Genomic DNA, 18,849 nt, shown 5'->3' with positions numbered 1-18,849 from the left:
GGCATAATGTAGCCGTCTTTTTTCTATTAAAACTTTACAAGCTCTATTCCTTCAGGCAACTCACTCTCTGTTAAAATACGCAATTCTTTCACGCGATCCATTACGTAAGAAGAACGCTTCACAAGCTCTGGGTCAATATAAGCTGGATGAACCATAATTTCTACCGTTTGTTCACCTTGTACTCTTTCTTTTAACTTCGCAAAGTAATCTTCCGTCACACCATCTGCGTAAAAATCACTGTAAAATACGTCAGAAAATGGGCGTACTGCTCGCTCTTCTTCACAACGACGAATTGGAACATTATATTTAACAGCTAACCTTTCAAGAACATCGTGCAAAATTGGCAATCCATGCACGTGATGATGACTATCTAAATGAGTTGGTTTTAATCCGTAAGATAGGAATTTCTCAATTTGAGCAGTCCACTCTCGCTCAACTTCCTCTGGATTTACTTTCCCTTCCCATACGACACTTTGTTTATGAAACAATCCATCGCTACTTACAAGTGACGGTACATCTCCAAGAAGCGGTTTCCCTGCCGTTAATACGAGATGTACTCCTACCCCTAACGTTTTATACTCTTTTGCTAAGCGTACCGCATGCTCTGTTCCTGGCATATTCATCATCATCGTCGTTGAATTTACAAGTCCATTTATATGTCCATCAATAATGCCGTAATTTGTACCTTCTGTAAGACCGAAATCATCTGCGTTTACAATTAATTTAATCATCGTATTACCTCCTAATAGGATAAAAAAAAAGCGGGCTAAATAGCGCCGCTTTTACTTCTCTACCTTTTTGAAGAACTGCGGAAGATACTCTTTATGTGCTTCCAACATTTCATCTAAAATTTGTTTTGCAACTTTATCTGATGGTACAAGTGGATTGATTGTCATAGCAAGCAGCGCCTTATGATAATCCCCTGTAACAGCAGCTTCAATTGTTGTGCGCTCAAATGATTTAATTTGTTGTACTAAACCGCGAACTGGTACTGGAAGATCTCCCACTGCAATTGGTTTTGGGCCTTCTTTCGTAATAATACAGTTCACTTCAACAGCTGAATCATGTGGTAAGCTTGCAATTGTTCCGTTGTTTCGTGTATTAACAGGCTGGATATCACCTTTATTATTGTAAATAGACGTAATTAAGCTACATGCTGCATCACTATAATAAGCTCCGCCACGTTTTTCTAATTGTGGTGGTTTAATATCTAAATTCGGGTCTTTATATAACTCGAATAAATCATCTTCTAATTGTTTTACTACTTCTGCACGTGTACCTTTTTCAACCGAAGCTTCTTTCTCTTCTTCTAGCATTTCACGTGTTTTGTAGTAGTAACGATGGTATGGACATGGAATTGCACGAAGGCCGCGAATAAAGTCTGGCTCCCAGTTAAGCGCAGCGATATTTTCCATCGTAATTTGCTTTTCTGGATCTGTTACAAGTTCTAACACACGATCCATTACACTTACGCCATCTAAGTATACGTCTAATCCATATACCATGTGATTTAAACCTGCAAAATCAACGTGAACACGACTTGCATCTACTTCAAGCAATTTTGCAAGACCCATACGGATTCCGATTGGAACGTTACATAGACCAACTACTCTTTGAATATTTGTATAACGAAGAACAGCTTCTGTTACCATACCAGCTGGGTTTGCAAAGTTAATTAACCATGCATTCGGACAAAGCTCCTCCATATCCTTACAAATATCTAAAATAACAGGAATCGTTCTCAATGCTTTGAATAAACCACCAGGACCATTCGTTTCCTGACCGATTACATCATATTTTAACGGAATCGCTTCATCTTTTGCACGAGCTTCTAATAAACCTACGCGAAGCTGCGTCGTTACGAAGTCAGCATCTTTTAATGCTTCGCGACGATCAAGCGTTAAATGTACCTCAATTGGTAAACCAGATTTTTTTACCATACGTTTCGCTAAGTTACCAACGATTTCTAACTTTTCTTTTCCTGCCTCAATATCTACTAACCAAATTTCACGAACAGGAAGCTCATCATAACGTTTAATAAATCCTTCAATTAACTCTGGTGTATAACTAGATCCACCGCCGATTGTAGCAATTTTAATTCCAGTCATGCTTTATTCCCCTTTCGCTTCAAGCTTTTTATAAAGATCGATAAACTCTGCTGCTAATTCTTTTACTGTAATCGCATTCATTAAATGATCTTGTGCGTGAATTAAAAGAACACTAATCTCTGTTTTTTCTCCTCTTGCTTCTGATTGTATGAGCTCTGTCTGGAAATGATGCGCTTCATTAATCGCTTCTTTCGCCTTTACCATCGCTTCATCAGCCTCTGCCATTTTCCCCTGTTTGGCAAATTGAAGTGCCTCCATCGCAAAGCTTCGTGCATTACCACTATTTAAAATCAATTGGAATGGAATTTGTTCTGCTGTAGTCATCATAATTACCGCCCTCTCTATTATCGTTCAACCGACTTACATACCCCTTCAGTTTGAACATTTCTATTAAAATATTAATTTATGAATGATAGTTTGGTGTTCTTGTAGATGGATTTCATCTTTTTGAACATGATATAAAAGTTAGTTGTTCTGACGAGCTATAAAAACTCGTCAGAACAATACTTTTTAAAGTGATACTGAATTGTCATTTCCTTTTGTTTCAGCTTTTGCAGCTTGTACATAAGTACGGTCACACATTAATACAAATGGATAGTAAATTACTACCGCAATTGCAAAGTTCACTACTTGTAATGCTGCACCAGCAATGCTTCCGCCCGCTACAAGATAACCACTAAAGATTGGTGGCATTGTCCATGGAACTAAAGCAACTGTTTTTGGTACCCATCCTAAAGAGATTGCTGTATAAGAAGTAATAACTAATACCACTGGTGTAAGTACAAATGGAATAATTAATGCTGGATTTAATACAATTGGTGTACCGAAAATAACTGGTTCGTTAATATTGAAGAAACCAGGTCCGATAGATACGCGACCTACACCGCGAAGCTGCGCACTTTTTGCAACAAGCATTACTGCAACTAAGAATGCTAATGTTGCACCAGATCCACCAATGTACACGTATACATCAAAGAATGGCTTTGTGAAAATATGCGGTACATCATATGCAGACATACCACCATCAAATAGTTTCATGTTTTTTTCTAACGCTGGCAAATAGATTGGGTCAATAATACCCCCAATAATATTCGGACCATGTAATCCGAAGAACCATAATACGTGAATAAGCAACGCTATAATAATGGCACTTGGCAATGTACCTGCTAAACCTTGTAATGGTACTTGAATTGTTTCAAATACGAATTTATGAATACTTGTTCCTGCTAATTTTACTGCTAATTGAATGCCTGCTGTTACGATTAAAATAACGAATGCTGGAACTAATGCTGCAAATGATTTCATTACTGCTGGTGGAACACCATCAGGCATTTTAATTGTAATATCTCTTTGAACAAAGAATCTAAATGCCTCAGTTACAAGAAGAGCCACTATGATAGAAACGAATAGACCTTGTGCCCCTGTCCAAGCTAAATCAATACCACCTTCTTTTGGCGTTGTCGGAGAAATAATAATTAATGCACCGAATGTAATAATTGCTGCTGACAACGCATCTACGCCGTAAGATTTTGCTAAATTATAACTGATTCCAACTGCGACTATGAGGGCAAGTATAGCAAAGGAACCAGTCCACATACCGCCACCGACGTCTTTCCAAACTTCCCCGAATGCACCTTTCATAAATTTTTGGAATGCATCCACTGGTAAGTTATTAATAAGTACTGCAAATGATCCAACTAAAATAAGAGGCATAACTGCGATAAATCCATCACGGATCGCAACTAAGTGGCGCTGCGATCCAATTCTACCTGCGATAGGAACTAAATATTTCTCCATAAATGCAATAAACTTTTGCATTTCGCTTCCCCCCTAATTATTTTTTTAGTGTTAATGCGTGATCTAAAACTGCTTCTCCATTCATCATGCCGTAGTGCATTGGATTGATAACGTCGATTCCAACGTTTTTCTCATCAGCAAGCGTTTTCATTGAAGACAGCATGTAACGAACTTGTGGTCCTAGTAATAATACATCTGCTTGATCGATATTTGTTTTTACTGCATCCCCAGATACAGCCCAAATCTTTCCTTCTAGACCGCGAGCTTTTGCAGCCGCTTCCATTTTTGTAACTAGTAAACTTGTAGACATCCCTGCTGAGCAACATAATAAAATATTCATTTGAAAATCCCCCTTGTGTAGTATAAAAAATTTATATTTTATTTATTTTTCTTTACGCTATTTATTAATGCAATTAGCGTGCCAACTTTTTAAAACCACTAAAATCAGCACTTTTTCGACTATTTTCTTTGTGTGTTAACGCTTTCAATTAGTGTGTCGATCAAAAAACACACAGTGTGTTATAAAACAACACGCTTTTAACACATAACTGTATGAAAATAGATTAGTGTTTAGTTGTCTAGTTGTGTTTAAAACAAAAAAAACACTAAAAAATTTTTTTAGCGTGAAAATCTATTAAAAAAACTCCTCTATCTATTGTCCAAGCAAACTCTACTAAATCACATAGAATAGAGTAAAGTAACACAATTCGAAAGGGGATTCCTATGCCAAAACATAGAAAACAAAGCAAAATAAAGATTTATCGAATAATAAGCTATAAAAAAGACAAACGTTCTGAATTAGACTCTAACAAATTTGAACTAGAACAGCAGGAAATAGAAAATAAGCAGGACAAACAGGATAAACAGGACAAGCAAGCACAAACGGAAAATGTAGTCATAGTACCCACGGATTCACACAACCTAGATATATGGGATGAAATTTCTTTAAAAGAAATACAAGCTGGTGAACATACAAGTTTATTGAATGAAAAAAGCAATTATCAAAATATTCATTTGCTACAAGTAAGCGATATCCGTTTATATTTGGACAAGCAATTACAATTTAGTTCCGTTGATGAGCAAATTTATCATGAAGCACTTGTACATCCAATTATGTCAAAAGTAATTGATCCAAAACGTGTTCTCATATTAGGTGGTGGCGATGGCCTTGCCCTGCGAGAAGTTTTGAAATATGAAACTGTGCTACATGTAGACCTTGTTGATTTAGATGAGGCAATGATTAATATGGCACGTAATGTTCCAGAAATAGTATCTTTAAACAACAATGCATTTTTGGATAGTCGCGTGAATGTGCACGTATGTGATGCGAAAGAATTTCTAAATTCTCCTTCATCCTTATACGATGTAATTATTATTGATTTTCCTGATCCAGCAACAGAAATTTTAAGTACTTTATATACAAGCGAACTTTTTGCTCGGATAGCTACATTCTTAACAGAAGATGGGGCATTCGTCTGCCAATCTAATTCACCTGCTGATGCACCTCTAGTATATTGGAGTATCGGTAATACAATTGAACATGCGGGATTAACTGTGAAAAGTTATCATACAATCGTTCCTTCTTTCGGAACTGACTGGGGATTTCATATTGCCGCTAATTCTGCCTATGTACTCGATCAAATTGAGCAATTATATGTAGTGCCAACGCCTCGAACATTACCTTCCCTTCTTTCTCCTTTATTTCAATTTAGAGAAGAACATTTAGAACAACGTAATCTCGCTCTTTTAAACTCAGAATCGAATCTTGTCCTACATCAATGTTACAAACAGGAAATGGAATTTTAACAACATTATAGTAAGGAGCGCTACCTTATGGAATATTCTACTTTCGGTAAGCATATAATAGTAGATTTATGGGGAGTGGATTTTTCCCTATTAGATGATATTTACTTTTTAGAACATCATTTAGTTCACGCTGCTGATCAATCTGGTGCCCACGTTTTAAACGTAAGTACAAAAGAATTTCATCCGCATGGCGTTACTGTTTTAGTTTTACTATCAGAAAGCCACCTTTCTATTCACACTTATCCAGAAAAAAACTTTGCAGCCATCGACTGTTATACGTGCGGTACAACCGTTGAACCGCAAATAGCGATTGATTATATCGTAAGTATATTGAAACCAAATGAGATGCATATAAAAAAACTGATTCGTGGTATAGGAGAAATTGTTACTGTCGATTAAATATCACTCTTACTCATTTGTAAAAAAGGAGGATTGTAAATACCATCAGTGGAACGGACATTCCACTGATGGTACAGACACATACATAAAAAACCTTGCATACGCAAGGTTCATTCAGCTACCGACATCTTCTTATATAATTCTACAAATTCACTCGCTAATTCCTTCACCGTAATTGCATTCATTAAATGATCTTGTGCGTGCACCATCAGAAGGGTAACTTCGGTCTTTTCACCACCGGCTTCTTTCTGTATGAGATCCGTTTGTACACGGTGTGCCTCTTTTAATTCCTCTAACGCTTCTTGTAATTTCGCTTCTGCTTCTGTAAACTCCCCACGCTTCGCGCAATCAATTGCTTCCATTGAACAACTTCTCGCATTTCCCCCATGCAAGATTAAGTGAAAGGCCTTCGTTTCTATCGTATCCATTTTAGTTCTTTACTCCCCCTTTTCTTCCGCCACTTTTTGTTTATCCCATATTTTTAAGAACGGTAAATAAATGAAGAATGCAAGCGCAAAGTTAACAAGTTGTAAAACAACACCTGAAATTTTCCCACCTGATCCTAAATATCCACTAAATAGAATTGGTGTCGTCCAAGGAACAGCAGCACCGCTCGGACGAGCAACTAATCCCCATTCCATTGCAAAGTAAGAAACAATTGTTAACACAACTGGAACCAATATAAATGGAATTAATAAAATTGGATTCATGACAATTGGCATCCCAAAAGTTACCATCTCATTAATATTAAATATACCAGGCGCAATTGACAATCTACCTATACTTTTTAATTGCTGACTGCGGGCAAATAATAACATTCCTACAACTAAAGCAAGCGTTGCACCAGATCCGCCCATATAAATCCATAAATCAAAAAACTGTGCAGTAATCGTATTTGGTATATCTTGCCCTGCTTGGTAAGCAATTCGGTTTTGATCCATTAACGACAACCAAACGGGACTCATTACACCACCAACAATAGTAGCTCCATGAATTCCACATGACCAAAGAACATGAACGAGAATAACAGCTATTATTGCGCCCCAAAGACTAGCACCAAGTACACTAAGTGGTTCCTGTAAAATTTGCCCTACAATATTATGGATACTGCCAAAAGAAGTATTTTCTATAATTAAGCGTAAAAGCCAAATAACCGTTACAACAATAAATCCTGGAACAAGCGCGGCAAATGAACGTGTCACAGCTGGCGGAACTGTCTCTGGCATCTTTATAATTATCTTTTTTTGTACAATAAACCGATAAAGTTCAGTAGATATAAGTGCAATAATCATTGCTACAAATAACCCTTGGCTTCCCATTAATACAGCTGGGATAGCACCTTCTACAAGTACACTCTCTTTTGTACTTGGTATAATATATGCAACTTGAAATGGTGTCGCAAGTAAAAACGTCACAAGCGACAATGCCCCGGATGCTAAAGCGTCCACTTTATAATATTCTCCAAGTCTGTAAGCGATTCCAAAAACAGCTATTAAAGCCATTATATTAAAAGTTGCACTAACTGGATACCCCAAAGCCCTCTGCCAATTCTCCCCAAACAAACCTGCCATAAAATCATTATAACCTGGTATTGGTAAAGCACTAATGATGAGGAAAAATGATCCTATAATTAAGAACGGCATCGTCAATACAAGTCCATCACGAATTGCTAGCAAATGCCTCTGCTCTGCAACCTTTCCTGCTACCGGCATTACATATTTCTCTAAAAACCGTATCATCTATCCCACTCTCCTCATGGTTTCATTGACAAAGCTGCTTGCAAGATAGCTTCCCCATTACAAAGTCCGTAATGAACGGATTGAATGACATCAACAGGTACCCCTTTCTCCTTACATAATTCCTTCATTTTCGGTAATAAATAACGTACTTGTGGCCCAAGTAAAAGTACATCAGCTTTATCAATATGGCTATTTACTTCAGAACCTGATACAGCCCAAATCTTTACCTCTATTCCTCTTGCCTCTGCTGCTTTCTCCATTTTAGTAACAATCAAACTGGAAGACATTCCCGCTGCACAGCAAAGCAAAATATTCATCTCGCTTCCCTCCCCCTTCTTCTCAACCTAAATGATGGCGCATCCCTTACCACAACTAGGTTACAAATATATATGTCTAGATTTCCTGCTGTATGCCGAGCTTAAAAACAAAAATTTCTCGGTTTTCACGCTATTCCATCTATCCGTATTCTCCTAGTAAAGAGGGCTTTAACTCGCTATAATAATTCAGTATGATTTTTTTAATTGATAGGAGGATATATTTATGAAGGCATATCGCTTTCCACTTATTTTATTATCTTCTATCCTAATTGGTGGTTTCATTGGTTATTTCATGGGTGCCGATGCAGTTGCTTTAAAGCCGCTTGGTGACATTTTCTTAAACTTAATGTTTACGATTGTTGTACCGTTAGTGTTCTTTAGCATCGCGTCATCTATTGCTAATATGGATGGATTAAAACGTTTCGGTAAAATTATGTCTAGTATGGCTGGGACTTTCTTATTTACAAGTATTTTAGCTGCTATTTTTATGATTATTGTCGTGAAAGTATTCCCGCCAGCACAAGGTGTTGTACTAGAACTAACACAACCTGACAAAGCCGGCAAAGCTGTTAGTGTTGCAGATCAAATCGTCGGTATTTTAACAGTATCTGACTTCTCGAAGTTACTATCTCGTGAAAATATGTTAGCTCTTATTTTCTTCTCTATCTTAATGGGGATTGCAACTTCAGCAGTTGGCGAAAAAGGAAAGCCATTCGCTACATTCTTACAAGCTGGTGCAGAAATTTCAATGAAAGTCGTATCTTTCATTATGTACTACGCTCCAATCGGACTTGCTGCTTACTTCGCAGCATTAGTTGGTGAATTCGGACCACAGCTTCTTGGAACTTACTTCCGAGCAGCAATGGTATACTATCCAGCGTCTCTTATTTACTTCTTTGTATTCTTTACGTTCTATGCATACCTTGCAGGTCGCAAGCAAGGTGTACAAGTATTTTGGAAGAACATGGTCTCTCCTACAGTTACATCTCTTGCAACTTGTAGTAGTGCCGCAAGTATTCCAGCGAACTTAGAAGCAACGAAGAAAATGGGTATCTCTTCTGACGTTCGTGAAACAGTTGTCCTTCTTGGATCTACACTTCATAAAGACGGCTCTGTTTTAGGCGGCGTATTAAAAATTGCTTTCTTATTCGGTATTTTCAACATGGAATTCGAAGGACCGAAAACATTAGCAATCGCACTTGTTGTTTCTCTATTAGTAGGAACAGTAATGGGCGCTATTCCAGGCGGCGGTATGATTGGTGAAATGTTAATCGTTTCTTTATATGGCTTCCCGCCAGAAGCATTGCCAATTATCGCAGCAATCAGTACAATCATTGATCCTCCTGCAACGATGTTAAACGTAACAGCAGATAACGCTTGTGCCGTAATGACAGCTCGCCTTGTAGAAGGTAAGAACTGGATCAAAAACAAATTTGCTTAATAGTTAGAAAGAGGATGCTCGTTTTGAGCATCCTCTTTTTGTCGTTATTTGTTGATAAGTCGATATCCCTTGTCGAAACGTCGATATATTGAAAAAATCGTTGATATATTTGAAGTTATGAACGATATATCCGAAAAATCGTCGATATAATCTATTCCGCCACAAATTTGTTAAAAACTTCACAAATATTCCACACCTCTTATCTATTCTCCGTACTATAATCATGTATGGAAAAGGAGATGGACCTAATGACACAAAGCGCACCTGAATTTAAAGTTTTGCAAAGCATTGCATTCCTTGCTGTCGTTTTGCAAAGTTCGTTATTATATACAATGAATCAAGGACATGTTTTACTTGAGCAATCCCTCATTATGGGTATGCTATTTAATCTCGCAAAATTTTCAGCACCTGCATTCATATTTATCGTCGGCTTCCACTTAATTCGTCAATATACAAAGCAACTTGCCTACGCAGAATATATTTATGAAAAAGCCGCACATTTACTCATTCCTTATCTCTTCTGGTCTATTCTTTACTTATTAACAACAAACGATATGATTACACTACAAAGCGGAATAAAAAGTTTATTACTCGGAACAGCCGCACCCCATCTTTGGTATGTGATTATGATGTTTCAAATTCACCTACTGTTCCCTTTACTGTGCACACTATTTTATTGGTTTCAAAAACGAACAGAAAATAAAAAAGACATATATAAATATATGACCGTCTTTGCTTGCCTATATTTCCTCTTAATGTGGTATTCTTCGCACTACATTTTTAATGGCGAGAAATTGACTAGCTCAACCATTTTACATTATACAGACCGTTCCTTCTTCTTCTACTCATTTTATTTCGTCATGGGAGGAATCGCTGCTGTCGCACTAAAAGCGTGGCGTACATTTGTCATAAAACATATTCCGCTTATTACAATCTTATTTTTTATCTTATTTTTATTCATCAATTATGAGTTATTTAGTTTTTACGGAGCAAACTCTATTCATTTAACCGTTTCGACTTATTTAAAACCGTCTATGTTTTTATATATCGTATGCGAAATTATCATACTTTACGTGCTTTCTATTACAATCGTACAGAGACGCGGTTTCTTATATAAAGCTTTACGATTTATCGGGAATTACACATATGGTGCTTATTTAGCTCACTTTTTCTTCTTGCAACTATGTACAAAGTTTCTTTCTCTATTCACACTGCAAGAAAACACAATATTATATAGCCTATTATTATTTACAATAACAGCCACAATCTCGATTTCAACAATGGTCATTTGCAGTGCACTACCATTTCATACGTGGATTACAGGACCTTCTCCTAGGGCAAATATGAAATGGGCTAAGATTGCACTTCGGAAAAATCACGAAAAGGTATTCAAACCATATCTTTGATATAATAGAATTCCATACACGAAAAGAAAGTAGGACACACCTATGATTAATCAAATTGGACAAATTATGCTATATGTAAATAATCAAGATGAAGCCATGCAATTTTGGACTGAGACAGTAGGATTCCAAATTATTGCGGAAGAAAATAACGAACAAGGTTTTCGCTGGATTGAAATTGCACCGTCAAAAGAAGCAGGAACAAGCATCGTTCTTCACGATAAAGAGTTAATTGCAAAGATGCAACCTGAATTAAACTTAGGTACTCCTTCACTTATGTTCTTCTCTAACAACTTAGATCAACTATATAAAGATCTTTCTGAGAAAAACGTTACTGTTGGACAAGTTGTAGATTTACCTACTGGCAGAGCTTTTAACTTTGCTGATAATGAAAACAATTACTTTGCGGTAATGGAACGCAAATAAAAAAGAAGCTATCCGAAAAAGTCGGATAGCTTCTTTCATTTTAAGAAACTTGTTCTGCATTCGTTTCCCTATGTTGTATATGGCTCGTGATCCAAGCAATTCCACCAGCAACAACAAGATAGCATAACAATATTAAAATTTGCATTTGTAATTGCGACCAATCTCCTAAAGAAATCACATCTTGCAATCCTCTAAGAGAATGGGACATTGGGAGAAATTGTCCAATCTTGCTAAGAACAGCTATATTTAATTCTCCTGGGAAAGTCCCACCGCTCGTCGCTAATTGCAAGACGAGAAGCGTTACCGCTAAGAACTTTCCAACAAGACCAAATACCGTTACTAACATAAGAATAAACGTCATGAACGTAAAGGAAATAACGATACTTGATAAAACAAAGAGTGGCACACTTGCAACTTCTAATTTCATAACACCTAGCACAACTACATCTACGAGTAGCGCTTGAATAAGTCCAATTAAATATACCAATCCTAGTTTATTAATAAAATGTACCGTTCCGCTTACCTTCATATTTTGTCTGCGGCCAAGAGGTAAAATATTCGATGCCATAATTCCGCCAACATAAAATGCAAGTGATAAGAAATATGGCGCAATGCCTGAACCGTAGTTAGGCACGTCAGAAACTGTTGACTTCACTAACTGAACTGGCTCTGAGAACATCGTATTGCGTGCATCATCATTGCGAACATCCGCTATCTTCTCTGCGCCCTCTCCCAATTTCGTAGAAAGTTCTTTCGCACCATCGTCAAGTTTAACAAGTCCGTTCGTTAACTGATCAGCACCATGATTCAGCTCTGTTCCCCCGCTCGCAAGTTGATTTACACCTTCTTGTAATGATGTAAACCCAGTTCCCCATTTCGTAAATCCACTAGCTAAATTTGTAGCACCATCTGCTATCTTTTTCGTTCCAGCAGTAGCTTCATTTAACTTAACTCCGAATGTATTCATACCTTCTTCAACCTTATGCTGACCATCTGCAAGCTTCTGTGCGCCTTGTGTCAATTGTTTCTGACTATTATTTAAAGTGTTTGTTGCTTGAGCTAATCCATTAGAAGTAGCGATAATCTTTTGAAAAGCAGGGTCTTGCTGCACCTCTGGATGACTTTTCACGTACTCTTCTAATTGTTGTTTTACACTATTTGCTGCATTGTCCGCTTTCACTTGCCCGTCAACAAGTTTCTCACTTCCGTTCACCCATTCATTTGTACCAGCACTTAATTCACTAACCCCTGATTGTAAGTTTTTTTCACCTTGTGCTAATAACTCCATACCACTATGAAGGGATTTTGCCCCTTCACTCAGCTCATTCGCTCCATCAGTTAAAGCTGATTGACTAGAAGCAAGTTTTTCACTTCCCTCTTTCACTTTTGATGTCCCGTTACTTAAACGATGAATACCATCTGCAAGCTGATTTGCCCCATTTCTTGCATCTGTCGTTCCTTCATGTAACTTCCCAGCACCATTACTTGCATCACTCAACCCTTGTGCTAAGTCTTGAAACTTTGAAAAGACACCTTCTGTATAAGATTTCGTAATACTATTTGAAATTTTTGTTTTCATATTTTCAACAGCTGTCGTTCCAATTTGCGCTGCTACAAAGTTTTTACCCGGATTTACTTTGTACTGCAATTGTGCTGGTTCTGGTTTTTCATCCATAAGTGTACTTACCTTTTTAGAGAAATCGGCTGGAATCGTAACAACCATATAATACTTATCTTCTTTTAGCCCTTCCTCAGCATTTTTTTCTGATACGAAATGAAAAGCCAGTTCCTTATTCTCTTTTAAATTTTTTACAAAATCGTCTCCTGCATGAATTGTTTTCTCATCCATTGCAGCACCCTTATCTAAATTTACAATCGCAACAGGTAATTTATCTAATTTTCCGTATGGATCCCAATATCCAGCTAAAAAGAACCCTGAATAAATTAAAGGAACGATTAACAAAAAAATTAAAGCGATACGCCCATGTTTATGGTGCCACATCGCTTTCCAATCTTTAAATACAAGTTGAATTCCTTTCATGAAACATACTCCTTCTCCGAATTTCACACCATTAGAATGGTTTAACAGATTTACTATACACGTCCATTTCCATACTGTATAATACATCTTTAATTATCAATCCATTCCTTTTGGTCTATAGAAAGGAGAGTCAAAATGGAACTTCTTCAACTAAAATACTTTCAAACAGTTGCACGATTAGAGCATATGACAAAAGCCGCTGAAGAATTGCATATCGCACAGCCTTCACTCAGCAAAACAATTGCTAGATTAGAAAAGGACTTGGGCGTTCCGTTATTTGACCGCCAAGGGCGACAAATTACATTAAACTCTTTCGGGAAAGTATTTTTAAAACGAGTAGAGCGCATTTTTCATGAATTAAGTGAAGGCGAACGAGAAATTAAAGATTTAGCTGACTTACAACAAAGCTCTATTACGTTGGCTGTTTCTATTCCAAGAATATTACCCGAACTAATTGGTTCTTTTTTACTAGAACATCCTAACGTTCGATTCCAACAATTTCTCGCATCTACTCCTTCTATGAAACGACAACTAGATAATATAGAAATTGACTTTTGCATTTCTTCTGTGCCAATTGAAGGCGAAGAGATTATTTGGGAACCACTTATTACAGAAGAAATTTTCTTAGTCGTCCCTTCAGGGCACCGTTTATCAGAACGTGAAAGTGTATATTTGCATGAAGTAAAAGACGAACCGTTCATTAGTATGAACACTGGTTACGGATTTCGGCACTTAACAGATGAATTTTGTAAAGAAGCTGGCTTCACTCCACATATTGCTTTTGAAGTAGATGAACCAACCGTGATTAGCGACCTGATTAAGCAAGGCCTCGGCATCGCCTTTGTCCCAAGTTTAACTTTATTAAAAAACTCTACTTTAGCATTAAATAAGTTACGTATTATTGAACCAAATTGTGAGCGAACGATTGGGTTAAGCTGGTCAAAAAAACGTTACTTATCGAAAACTGCTCAGAAATTCCGTGAATTCGTAATTGATTACTTCTCCAATATTAGGACTTAAAATGATATTAAACAATAAAAGATGCCATCCCCATAGGGTGGCACCTTTTATTTTTCACTCTTCTCTAATTCTATTTCAGCTAAAAGCGGCAAAACATTATCAAAAATATGCGTATTGTTATTTTCGCCTGTTACATATCCACCGTAGTATCTACTAAATACGTTGTCATTTCGGAATGTGGCCATATGATCATATAATTCCTTTGCGAAATTTGTATCACCTGTTTGTAGTACGTACAAAATCGTTAATCCGTAAGCGGCTGGCGATTCATAATTCACAGTTTGTTTTCCCGTTTCTAAATTGTAACGACCGTATAGCTTTCCATCCTCCTGGAATTTCTTCTTTATAAATTCCAAATAAGCATCTGATGAAAGACCACCTAAACTACGATGATATGCAACGTATGATTGGTCAATCAGATTCACTTCTTTGTCGTACGTAAATGTACCATCTGCTTTATACTCTTTCGGGAATGCCCATCCATGCCTTGGATAATCCGCTAAAAATTGAACGACTTCCTCATATTGCTGAGCAGAAACTTTTCCATACTTTTTCATATAGGAGAATGCATGCGGATTTACATATGACGTTGTTGCAAAATCATTTTGTTTCCTTGCATCTGCATCATAATAATCAACATAATAATTATCTTTCTTATTATAACGAATTACAGCATCACTCAATTGATCTGCCAAGTTTTTATAGCGCTCTTCCTTGTACATTTCATAAGCGCGATATAACTGTTCTATAATACGAAGATCATCAATAAGTGCATTTGTAGCTGACTGCATTTCTCCCTTTTCAGAGATTTTCCATAAAACAATTTGGTTCTTATGTACAAAGTTATTTTGAATAACCTTAACTTGTTCATCGAATAACGCTTGATCGTCTTTATCGAGTGTATATTGCAGCCATAGTCCTGCTGATTCCGATAAAGCTTCACGGCCTTTCGCTTCACCAGTACCTGCTTTTGTATCCTCTAAACGATATGTAGCAAGCGTCCCATTTTCATTCACCATATGTCTTAAAATAAAATGTTCCGTACGGTTTCCTTGCAAAGCTGACCAAAATACAATTCCACCTAAAGCGATTAAAAGAATAACGCCAATCACTATATATATACGTTTCCGCAAACTTTTCACCTCCCTAGTAAGGCTATCCTTAATTTTACCAGAACATACGTAAATGTAAAAAAGACAATCTAATAGATTGTCTCCCGTTCCTTTATCCCTCACAAGCCTCTTTAGAAGGTCTATATAGCGATTCTACGAGTCGATCATACTCACTACGCGTAATCTCTTTATTATACAGCTTCAATAATAAATCTCTATGCTCTTTTGAAAATGCCATCTTTTTAATGACTTCAGGATACATAAAACATCCTCTCCATTTCACATAAACTTCTTCACTCCAAAAACAGAACTTATGTTCGCATAAAAGATTATAAAATATTCCTCACTAAAAAACAAACAAAATATTAACTTCTTTCTATTTAGAATATTCAAACATTATATTACCATATCCACTTTTTAAATACATATATATTTTTGGTAGTTTTTTTGAATAAATCTTCCAATTCAATCAGAAAATAATGGCAAAAAAGAAGAGGAGTTTACATATGGATACGGTAACATTAGCAAGAGCATTTTTCGGTTCTTCACTAGCATTCCACATTATCTTCGCAACACTTGGTGTCGGACTTTCATTAATGATTTTTATAAGTGAAATACTCTATCACTGGAAGAAAGATTCCGACTACGCCATTATGGCGAAAAGATGGACAAAGGCTTTTGCCATCCTTCTCGGTGTAGCAATTCCAACTGGAACAATCGTTGGTGTGCAAATCTCACTGCTTTGGCCTGGTTTTGCCAAAATTGTTGGGCAGGTTATTTCTGTTCCCTTTCAAATTGAGATTTTCGCCTTCTTTTTAGAGGCTTTGTTCATGTCCATTTATGTATATGCAGCTGACAAACTACCTCCATTCATGAGATTAATCTCGCTATTCTTCGTCATGATTGGTGCCACGGCATCCGCCGTGCTTATTACATCGGCAAATACATGGATGAATACACCCGCGGGCTTTTCAATGGGACCAGATGGATCAGTTTTTAACGTTGATCCGTGGAAAGCTTTCTTTAATCCGAGTTTTGGCACGAGCGCATTCCACGTTGTGATTACAGCCTACGCAACTGGAGCTGCCGTCATTGCCTCTATCGCCGGATTTAAATTATTAAAGAAGAATGTAAGTGAACGTGAAGTGGCATATCATAAAAAAGGACTACTGTTAGGACTCGTCGTGACATTTATTACAGGCGCTACGATGTGGCTTTCGGGACACGAATCGGCAATTGCTTTACATAAGCATTCCCCTGAAAAACTGGCATCTGCTGAAGCTTTATTTGAAACGACATCACATGCACCGTTATCAATTGGCGGCGTTGTAGATCCTAACACACTTGAACTAAACTATGCACTAGAAATTCCGAACATGCTTAGCCTACTAGTAGGACTAGACCCTAACACTGTCGTAAAAGGACTAAAGGAATTTCCACAAGAAACATGGCCACCATTTTACACGCATACACTGTTCAATTTAATGGTTGGCACTGCTGCCTTTACCTTTGCAGTTGCAGCAATTGCCCTCTTATATTGGTACTTTGTTTACCGAAAAAAAGAAACAGAGCTACCGAAGTGGCTTCTTTGGGGAGCTGCCGCATGTGGACCAGTTATGATGCTCGGCATTGAATTTGGGTGGATTTTCAGCTGTAGCGGTCGTCAGCCATGGACCATTTACGGTATGCAACGTACAGTCGACGCTTCTACACGCGCTGATTTTGTCGGTCCTTTATTTATTCTATTCATCATTTTATATATTGGACTCGGTATTTTAACAGTTTTTGTACTACGGACATTCTTTAAGAAACATCCGCTTACAAATGATTTACATCACGAAGGAGGCGATTCTCGTGCATGAGGAAAGTATTGCAATCATCATCTTATGGGCTCTTATTTTCGTATACAGTATATTAGGGTCCATCGATTTTGGAGCAGGTTTTTGGGGCATGGTATACGCAAAACATCCAACGCTAGCTGCCAAGCTTGCCAACCGATACTTATCACCGACTTGGGAAGTAACAAATACATTTCTCGTCTTTGTCGTTGTCGCTTTTCTTGGCTTCTTTCCGAAAGCCGCTTTTACCCTAGCAACGGTAATGTTCGTACCCGTTATGTTAATTCTAGTACTCGTGGCAATTCGCAGTACATTTATGGTATTTGCTTATTCCCTGCCGAAGTACCAACACCTTCTTCGTATTATTTCAGGTATTACAGGACTCTTAATTCCAGCCCTATTAATTACCGTTTTACCTGTTACAGAAGGTGCCTATATTACAATGTCTGAAGGAAAAGAAGTACTCCTATATGGAAAACTTCTTTCTAGTCCTGTTATTTATTGTTATATGCTCTTCGGACTAACTTCGGAACTATTTCTTTCCTCTCTCTTTCTTGCTGATTTTGCGAGAGAACAAGGTTCAGAAGATGCATATAGAATTTATAGAAGAAACGCGATTATCCTTGGTCCTGCAACGCTCGTTACGGCGATTATTGCCCTCGTTGTAATGGATCCGGAAACACACTGGCTTATGCAAGGGCTAATAAAGCAATTCACATGGTTTACAGTTTCTATCGTTTTATTCATTATCGGATACTCTTCTCTTTGGTGGACAAACAAGAAGTATGACACACTAGGATACCCTCGCATCGCTGTTTTAGCAGTCGTCGCTCAATATGCATTTGCAAGTTATGCTTACGGCGTTGCGCATTTACCGTATATTATTTATCCTGATGTAACTGTATTTACAAGCTTTACAACGGTCGAAACATTCTATGCATTGCTTATTCTATATGCAATTGGGATTGCAATTTTATTACCAGGATTTATTTTCTTCTGGAATTTATTCTTGAAGGATCGAACTTTTTTGAAGGAAAAATAATATTGTAGGGCCTGTTCCAAAAGGTATTTTGGGGTGGGCTCCTTTTGTCATGTTTTGTCGATAAGTCGATATAATTTAAAAATCGCTGATATATTTTGAGTTGCGCCGATATATTTCAATAATCGCTGATATATTTTGAGTTGCGCCGATATATCTCCATAATCGCCCATATAAATTTCATTTACTATCTTACTGCCCCCTTAATTTCTAGACTCCTCTCACAATAGTTATTTCACTAAGAGAGATACTTGTCCCATAACTTGAAAAACACATATTTATTGCACTCCGTTATACGTCTAGTTCTTCTTATTTTTTGCTGAATATACTACCAATACAAACCTTAAGACAAGCTACATTACT

At 37.3% G+C, this 18,849-nt stretch carries 19 protein-coding genes; 8 read left to right on the top strand and 11 right to left on the bottom strand.

The annotated features are described in order from the left end of the window. Positions 1-26: 26 nt before the first annotated feature. The 5 genes from chbG to QCI47_RS01445 form a co-directional block, all read right to left on the bottom strand. The gene (gene chbG / locus QCI47_RS01465; RefSeq protein WP_000593482.1) at positions 27-731 is read right to left on the bottom strand and encodes a chitin disaccharide deacetylase; all 705 of its coding nucleotides are present in this window, start codon (positions 729-731) and stop codon (positions 27-29) included. A gap of 51 nt (positions 732-782) precedes the next feature. Further along, complete coding sequence (gene celF, locus QCI47_RS01460) at positions 783-2,108, bottom strand: 6-phospho-beta-glucosidase (RefSeq protein ID WP_000145749.1); 1,326 nt, start codon at positions 2,106-2,108, stop codon at positions 783-785. 3 nt (positions 2,109-2,111) lie between these two features. Then, the gene (locus QCI47_RS01455; protein WP_000989050.1) at positions 2,112-2,435 is read right to left on the bottom strand and encodes a PTS lactose/cellobiose transporter subunit IIA; all 324 of its coding nucleotides are present in this window, start codon (positions 2,433-2,435) and stop codon (positions 2,112-2,114) included. A gap of 183 nt (positions 2,436-2,618) precedes the next feature. Further along, on the bottom strand, positions 2,619-3,926 hold the full coding sequence (gene celB / locus QCI47_RS01450; RefSeq protein ID WP_061131818.1) for a PTS cellobiose transporter subunit IIC: 1,308 nt from the start codon (positions 3,924-3,926) through the stop codon (positions 2,619-2,621). A gap of 16 nt (positions 3,927-3,942) precedes the next feature. Continuing rightward, positions 3,943-4,245 (bottom strand): PTS sugar transporter subunit IIB, encoded by a 303-nt coding sequence (locus QCI47_RS01445; RefSeq protein ID WP_001023567.1) that lies wholly within the window; start codon positions 4,243-4,245, stop codon positions 3,943-3,945. A gap of 383 nt (positions 4,246-4,628) precedes the next feature. On the opposite strand from QCI47_RS01445, the gene QCI47_RS01440 reads away from it, so the two are divergent. Together QCI47_RS01440 and speD are read left to right on the top strand one after the other, a co-directional pair. After that, positions 4,629-5,711: a polyamine aminopropyltransferase gene (locus QCI47_RS01440; RefSeq protein ID WP_309422823.1), complete on the top strand. Its 1,083-nt coding sequence runs from the start codon at positions 4,629-4,631 to the stop codon at positions 5,709-5,711. Positions 5,712-5,738: 27 nt separating this feature from the next. Beyond that, a complete protein-coding gene (speD, locus tag QCI47_RS01435; protein ID WP_048557375.1) occupies positions 5,739-6,110 on the top strand; it encodes an adenosylmethionine decarboxylase in 372 nt (123 codons plus the stop codon). A gap of 110 nt (positions 6,111-6,220) precedes the next feature. Here the strand turns inward: speD and QCI47_RS01430 are convergent, their stop codons facing one another. From QCI47_RS01430 to QCI47_RS01420, 3 genes are read right to left on the bottom strand one after another with little or no spacing between them, the layout of a single operon-like run. Continuing rightward, positions 6,221-6,538, bottom strand: coding sequence for a PTS sugar transporter subunit IIA (locus QCI47_RS01430; protein ID WP_000379634.1), 318 nt, complete (start codon positions 6,536-6,538; stop codon positions 6,221-6,223). Positions 6,539-6,547: 9 nt separating this feature from the next. Next, positions 6,548-7,849 (bottom strand): PTS cellobiose transporter subunit IIC, encoded by a 1,302-nt coding sequence (gene celB / locus QCI47_RS01425; RefSeq protein WP_000617774.1) that lies wholly within the window; start codon positions 7,847-7,849, stop codon positions 6,548-6,550. Between the two features lie 14 nt (positions 7,850-7,863). Further along, the gene (locus QCI47_RS01420) at positions 7,864-8,166 is read right to left on the bottom strand and encodes a PTS sugar transporter subunit IIB (RefSeq protein WP_001023546.1); all 303 of its coding nucleotides are present in this window, start codon (positions 8,164-8,166) and stop codon (positions 7,864-7,866) included. 223 nt (positions 8,167-8,389) lie between these two features. On the opposite strand from QCI47_RS01420, the gene QCI47_RS01415 reads away from it, so the two are divergent. The 3 genes from QCI47_RS01415 (at position 8,390) to QCI47_RS01405 (ending at position 11,436) form a co-directional block, all read left to right on the top strand. Beyond that, a complete protein-coding gene (locus QCI47_RS01415) occupies positions 8,390-9,607 on the top strand; it encodes a dicarboxylate/amino acid:cation symporter (RefSeq protein WP_000649376.1) in 1,218 nt (405 codons plus the stop codon). Positions 9,608-9,855: 248 nt separating this feature from the next. After that, positions 9,856-11,013 (top strand): acyltransferase, encoded by a 1,158-nt coding sequence (locus QCI47_RS01410; RefSeq protein ID WP_309422822.1) that lies wholly within the window; start codon positions 9,856-9,858, stop codon positions 11,011-11,013. 42 nt (positions 11,014-11,055) lie between these two features. Further along, complete coding sequence (locus QCI47_RS01405; RefSeq protein WP_353811676.1) at positions 11,056-11,436, top strand: VOC family protein; 381 nt, start codon at positions 11,056-11,058, stop codon at positions 11,434-11,436. A 40-nt stretch (positions 11,437-11,476) separates the two neighbouring features. Here the strand turns inward: QCI47_RS01405 and QCI47_RS01400 are convergent, their stop codons facing one another. Beyond that, on the bottom strand, positions 11,477-13,477 hold the full coding sequence (locus QCI47_RS01400) for a YhgE/Pip domain-containing protein (protein WP_240814495.1): 2,001 nt from the start codon (positions 13,475-13,477) through the stop codon (positions 11,477-11,479). Positions 13,478-13,612: 135 nt separating this feature from the next. Here QCI47_RS01400 and QCI47_RS01395 point away from each other — a divergent pair, with 135 nt between their 5' ends. Then, positions 13,613-14,497 (top strand): LysR family transcriptional regulator, encoded by an 885-nt coding sequence (locus QCI47_RS01395; RefSeq protein ID WP_000421916.1) that lies wholly within the window; start codon positions 13,613-13,615, stop codon positions 14,495-14,497. A gap of 47 nt (positions 14,498-14,544) precedes the next feature. Here QCI47_RS01395 and QCI47_RS01390 read toward each other — a convergent pair whose 3' ends face one another. Together QCI47_RS01390 and QCI47_RS01385 are read right to left on the bottom strand one after the other, a co-directional pair. After that, positions 14,545-15,630 carry a hypothetical protein gene (locus QCI47_RS01390; protein WP_001231578.1) on the bottom strand — a complete coding sequence of 362 codons (1,086 nt, stop codon included), beginning with the start codon at positions 15,628-15,630 and terminating at the stop codon, positions 14,545-14,547. Positions 15,631-15,721: 91 nt separating this feature from the next. Next, the gene (locus tag QCI47_RS01385) at positions 15,722-15,871 is read right to left on the bottom strand and encodes a hypothetical protein (protein ID WP_000283184.1); all 150 of its coding nucleotides are present in this window, start codon (positions 15,869-15,871) and stop codon (positions 15,722-15,724) included. 244 nt (positions 15,872-16,115) lie between these two features. Here QCI47_RS01385 and cydA point away from each other — a divergent pair, with 244 nt between their 5' ends. Next, positions 16,116-17,471, top strand: coding sequence for a cytochrome ubiquinol oxidase subunit I (gene cydA / locus QCI47_RS01380; protein WP_000381959.1), 1,356 nt, complete (start codon positions 16,116-16,118; stop codon positions 17,469-17,471). After that, on the top strand, positions 17,464-18,489 hold the full coding sequence (locus QCI47_RS01375) for a cytochrome d ubiquinol oxidase subunit II (protein ID WP_000544181.1): 1,026 nt from the start codon (positions 17,464-17,466) through the stop codon (positions 18,487-18,489). Before cydA ends, QCI47_RS01375 begins: the two co-directional genes overlap by 8 nt. The last annotated feature ends 360 nt before the right edge of the window (positions 18,490-18,849 follow it).

Origin of the sequence: Bacillus cereus group sp. RP29, assembly GCF_040459765.1 — a bacterium.
GTDB classification, from domain to species: Bacteria; Bacillota; Bacilli; order Bacillales; family Bacillaceae_G; genus Bacillus_A; species Bacillus_A paranthracis.
This window is presented reverse-complemented; position numbering and strand designations above follow the sequence as displayed.

Coding starts and splice junctions, on each gene's coding strand:
- chbG (WP_000593482.1), bottom strand. CDS start 731: ATGATTAAATTAATTGTAAACGCAGATGATTTCGGTCTTACAGAAGGT.
- celF (WP_000145749.1), bottom strand. CDS start 2,108: ATGACTGGAATTAAAATTGCTACAATCGGCGGTGGATCTAGTTATACA.
- QCI47_RS01455 (WP_000989050.1), bottom strand. CDS start 2,435: ATGATGACTACAGCAGAACAAATTCCATTCCAATTGATTTTAAATAGT.
- celB (WP_061131818.1), bottom strand. CDS start 3,926: ATGCAAAAGTTTATTGCATTTATGGAGAAATATTTAGTTCCTATCGCA.
- QCI47_RS01445 (WP_001023567.1), bottom strand. CDS start 4,245: ATGAATATTTTATTATGTTGCTCAGCAGGGATGTCTACAAGTTTACTA.
- QCI47_RS01440 (WP_309422823.1), top strand. CDS start 4,629: ATGCCAAAACATAGAAAACAAAGCAAAATAAAGATTTATCGAATAATA.
- speD (WP_048557375.1), top strand. CDS start 5,739: ATGGAATATTCTACTTTCGGTAAGCATATAATAGTAGATTTATGGGGA.
- QCI47_RS01430 (WP_000379634.1), bottom strand. CDS start 6,538: ATGGATACGATAGAAACGAAGGCCTTTCACTTAATCTTGCATGGGGGA.
- celB (WP_000617774.1), bottom strand. CDS start 7,849: ATGATACGGTTTTTAGAGAAATATGTAATGCCGGTAGCAGGAAAGGTT.
- QCI47_RS01420 (WP_001023546.1), bottom strand. CDS start 8,166: ATGAATATTTTGCTTTGCTGTGCAGCGGGAATGTCTTCCAGTTTGATT.
- QCI47_RS01415 (WP_000649376.1), top strand. CDS start 8,390: ATGAAGGCATATCGCTTTCCACTTATTTTATTATCTTCTATCCTAATT.
- QCI47_RS01410 (WP_309422822.1), top strand. CDS start 9,856: ATGACACAAAGCGCACCTGAATTTAAAGTTTTGCAAAGCATTGCATTC.
- QCI47_RS01405 (WP_353811676.1), top strand. CDS start 11,056: ATGATTAATCAAATTGGACAAATTATGCTATATGTAAATAATCAAGAT.
- QCI47_RS01400 (WP_240814495.1), bottom strand. CDS start 13,477: ATGAAAGGAATTCAACTTGTATTTAAAGATTGGAAAGCGATGTGGCAC.
- QCI47_RS01395 (WP_000421916.1), top strand. CDS start 13,613: ATGGAACTTCTTCAACTAAAATACTTTCAAACAGTTGCACGATTAGAG.
- QCI47_RS01385 (WP_000283184.1), bottom strand. CDS start 15,871: ATGTATCCTGAAGTCATTAAAAAGATGGCATTTTCAAAAGAGCATAGA.
- cydA (WP_000381959.1), top strand. CDS start 16,116: ATGGATACGGTAACATTAGCAAGAGCATTTTTCGGTTCTTCACTAGCA.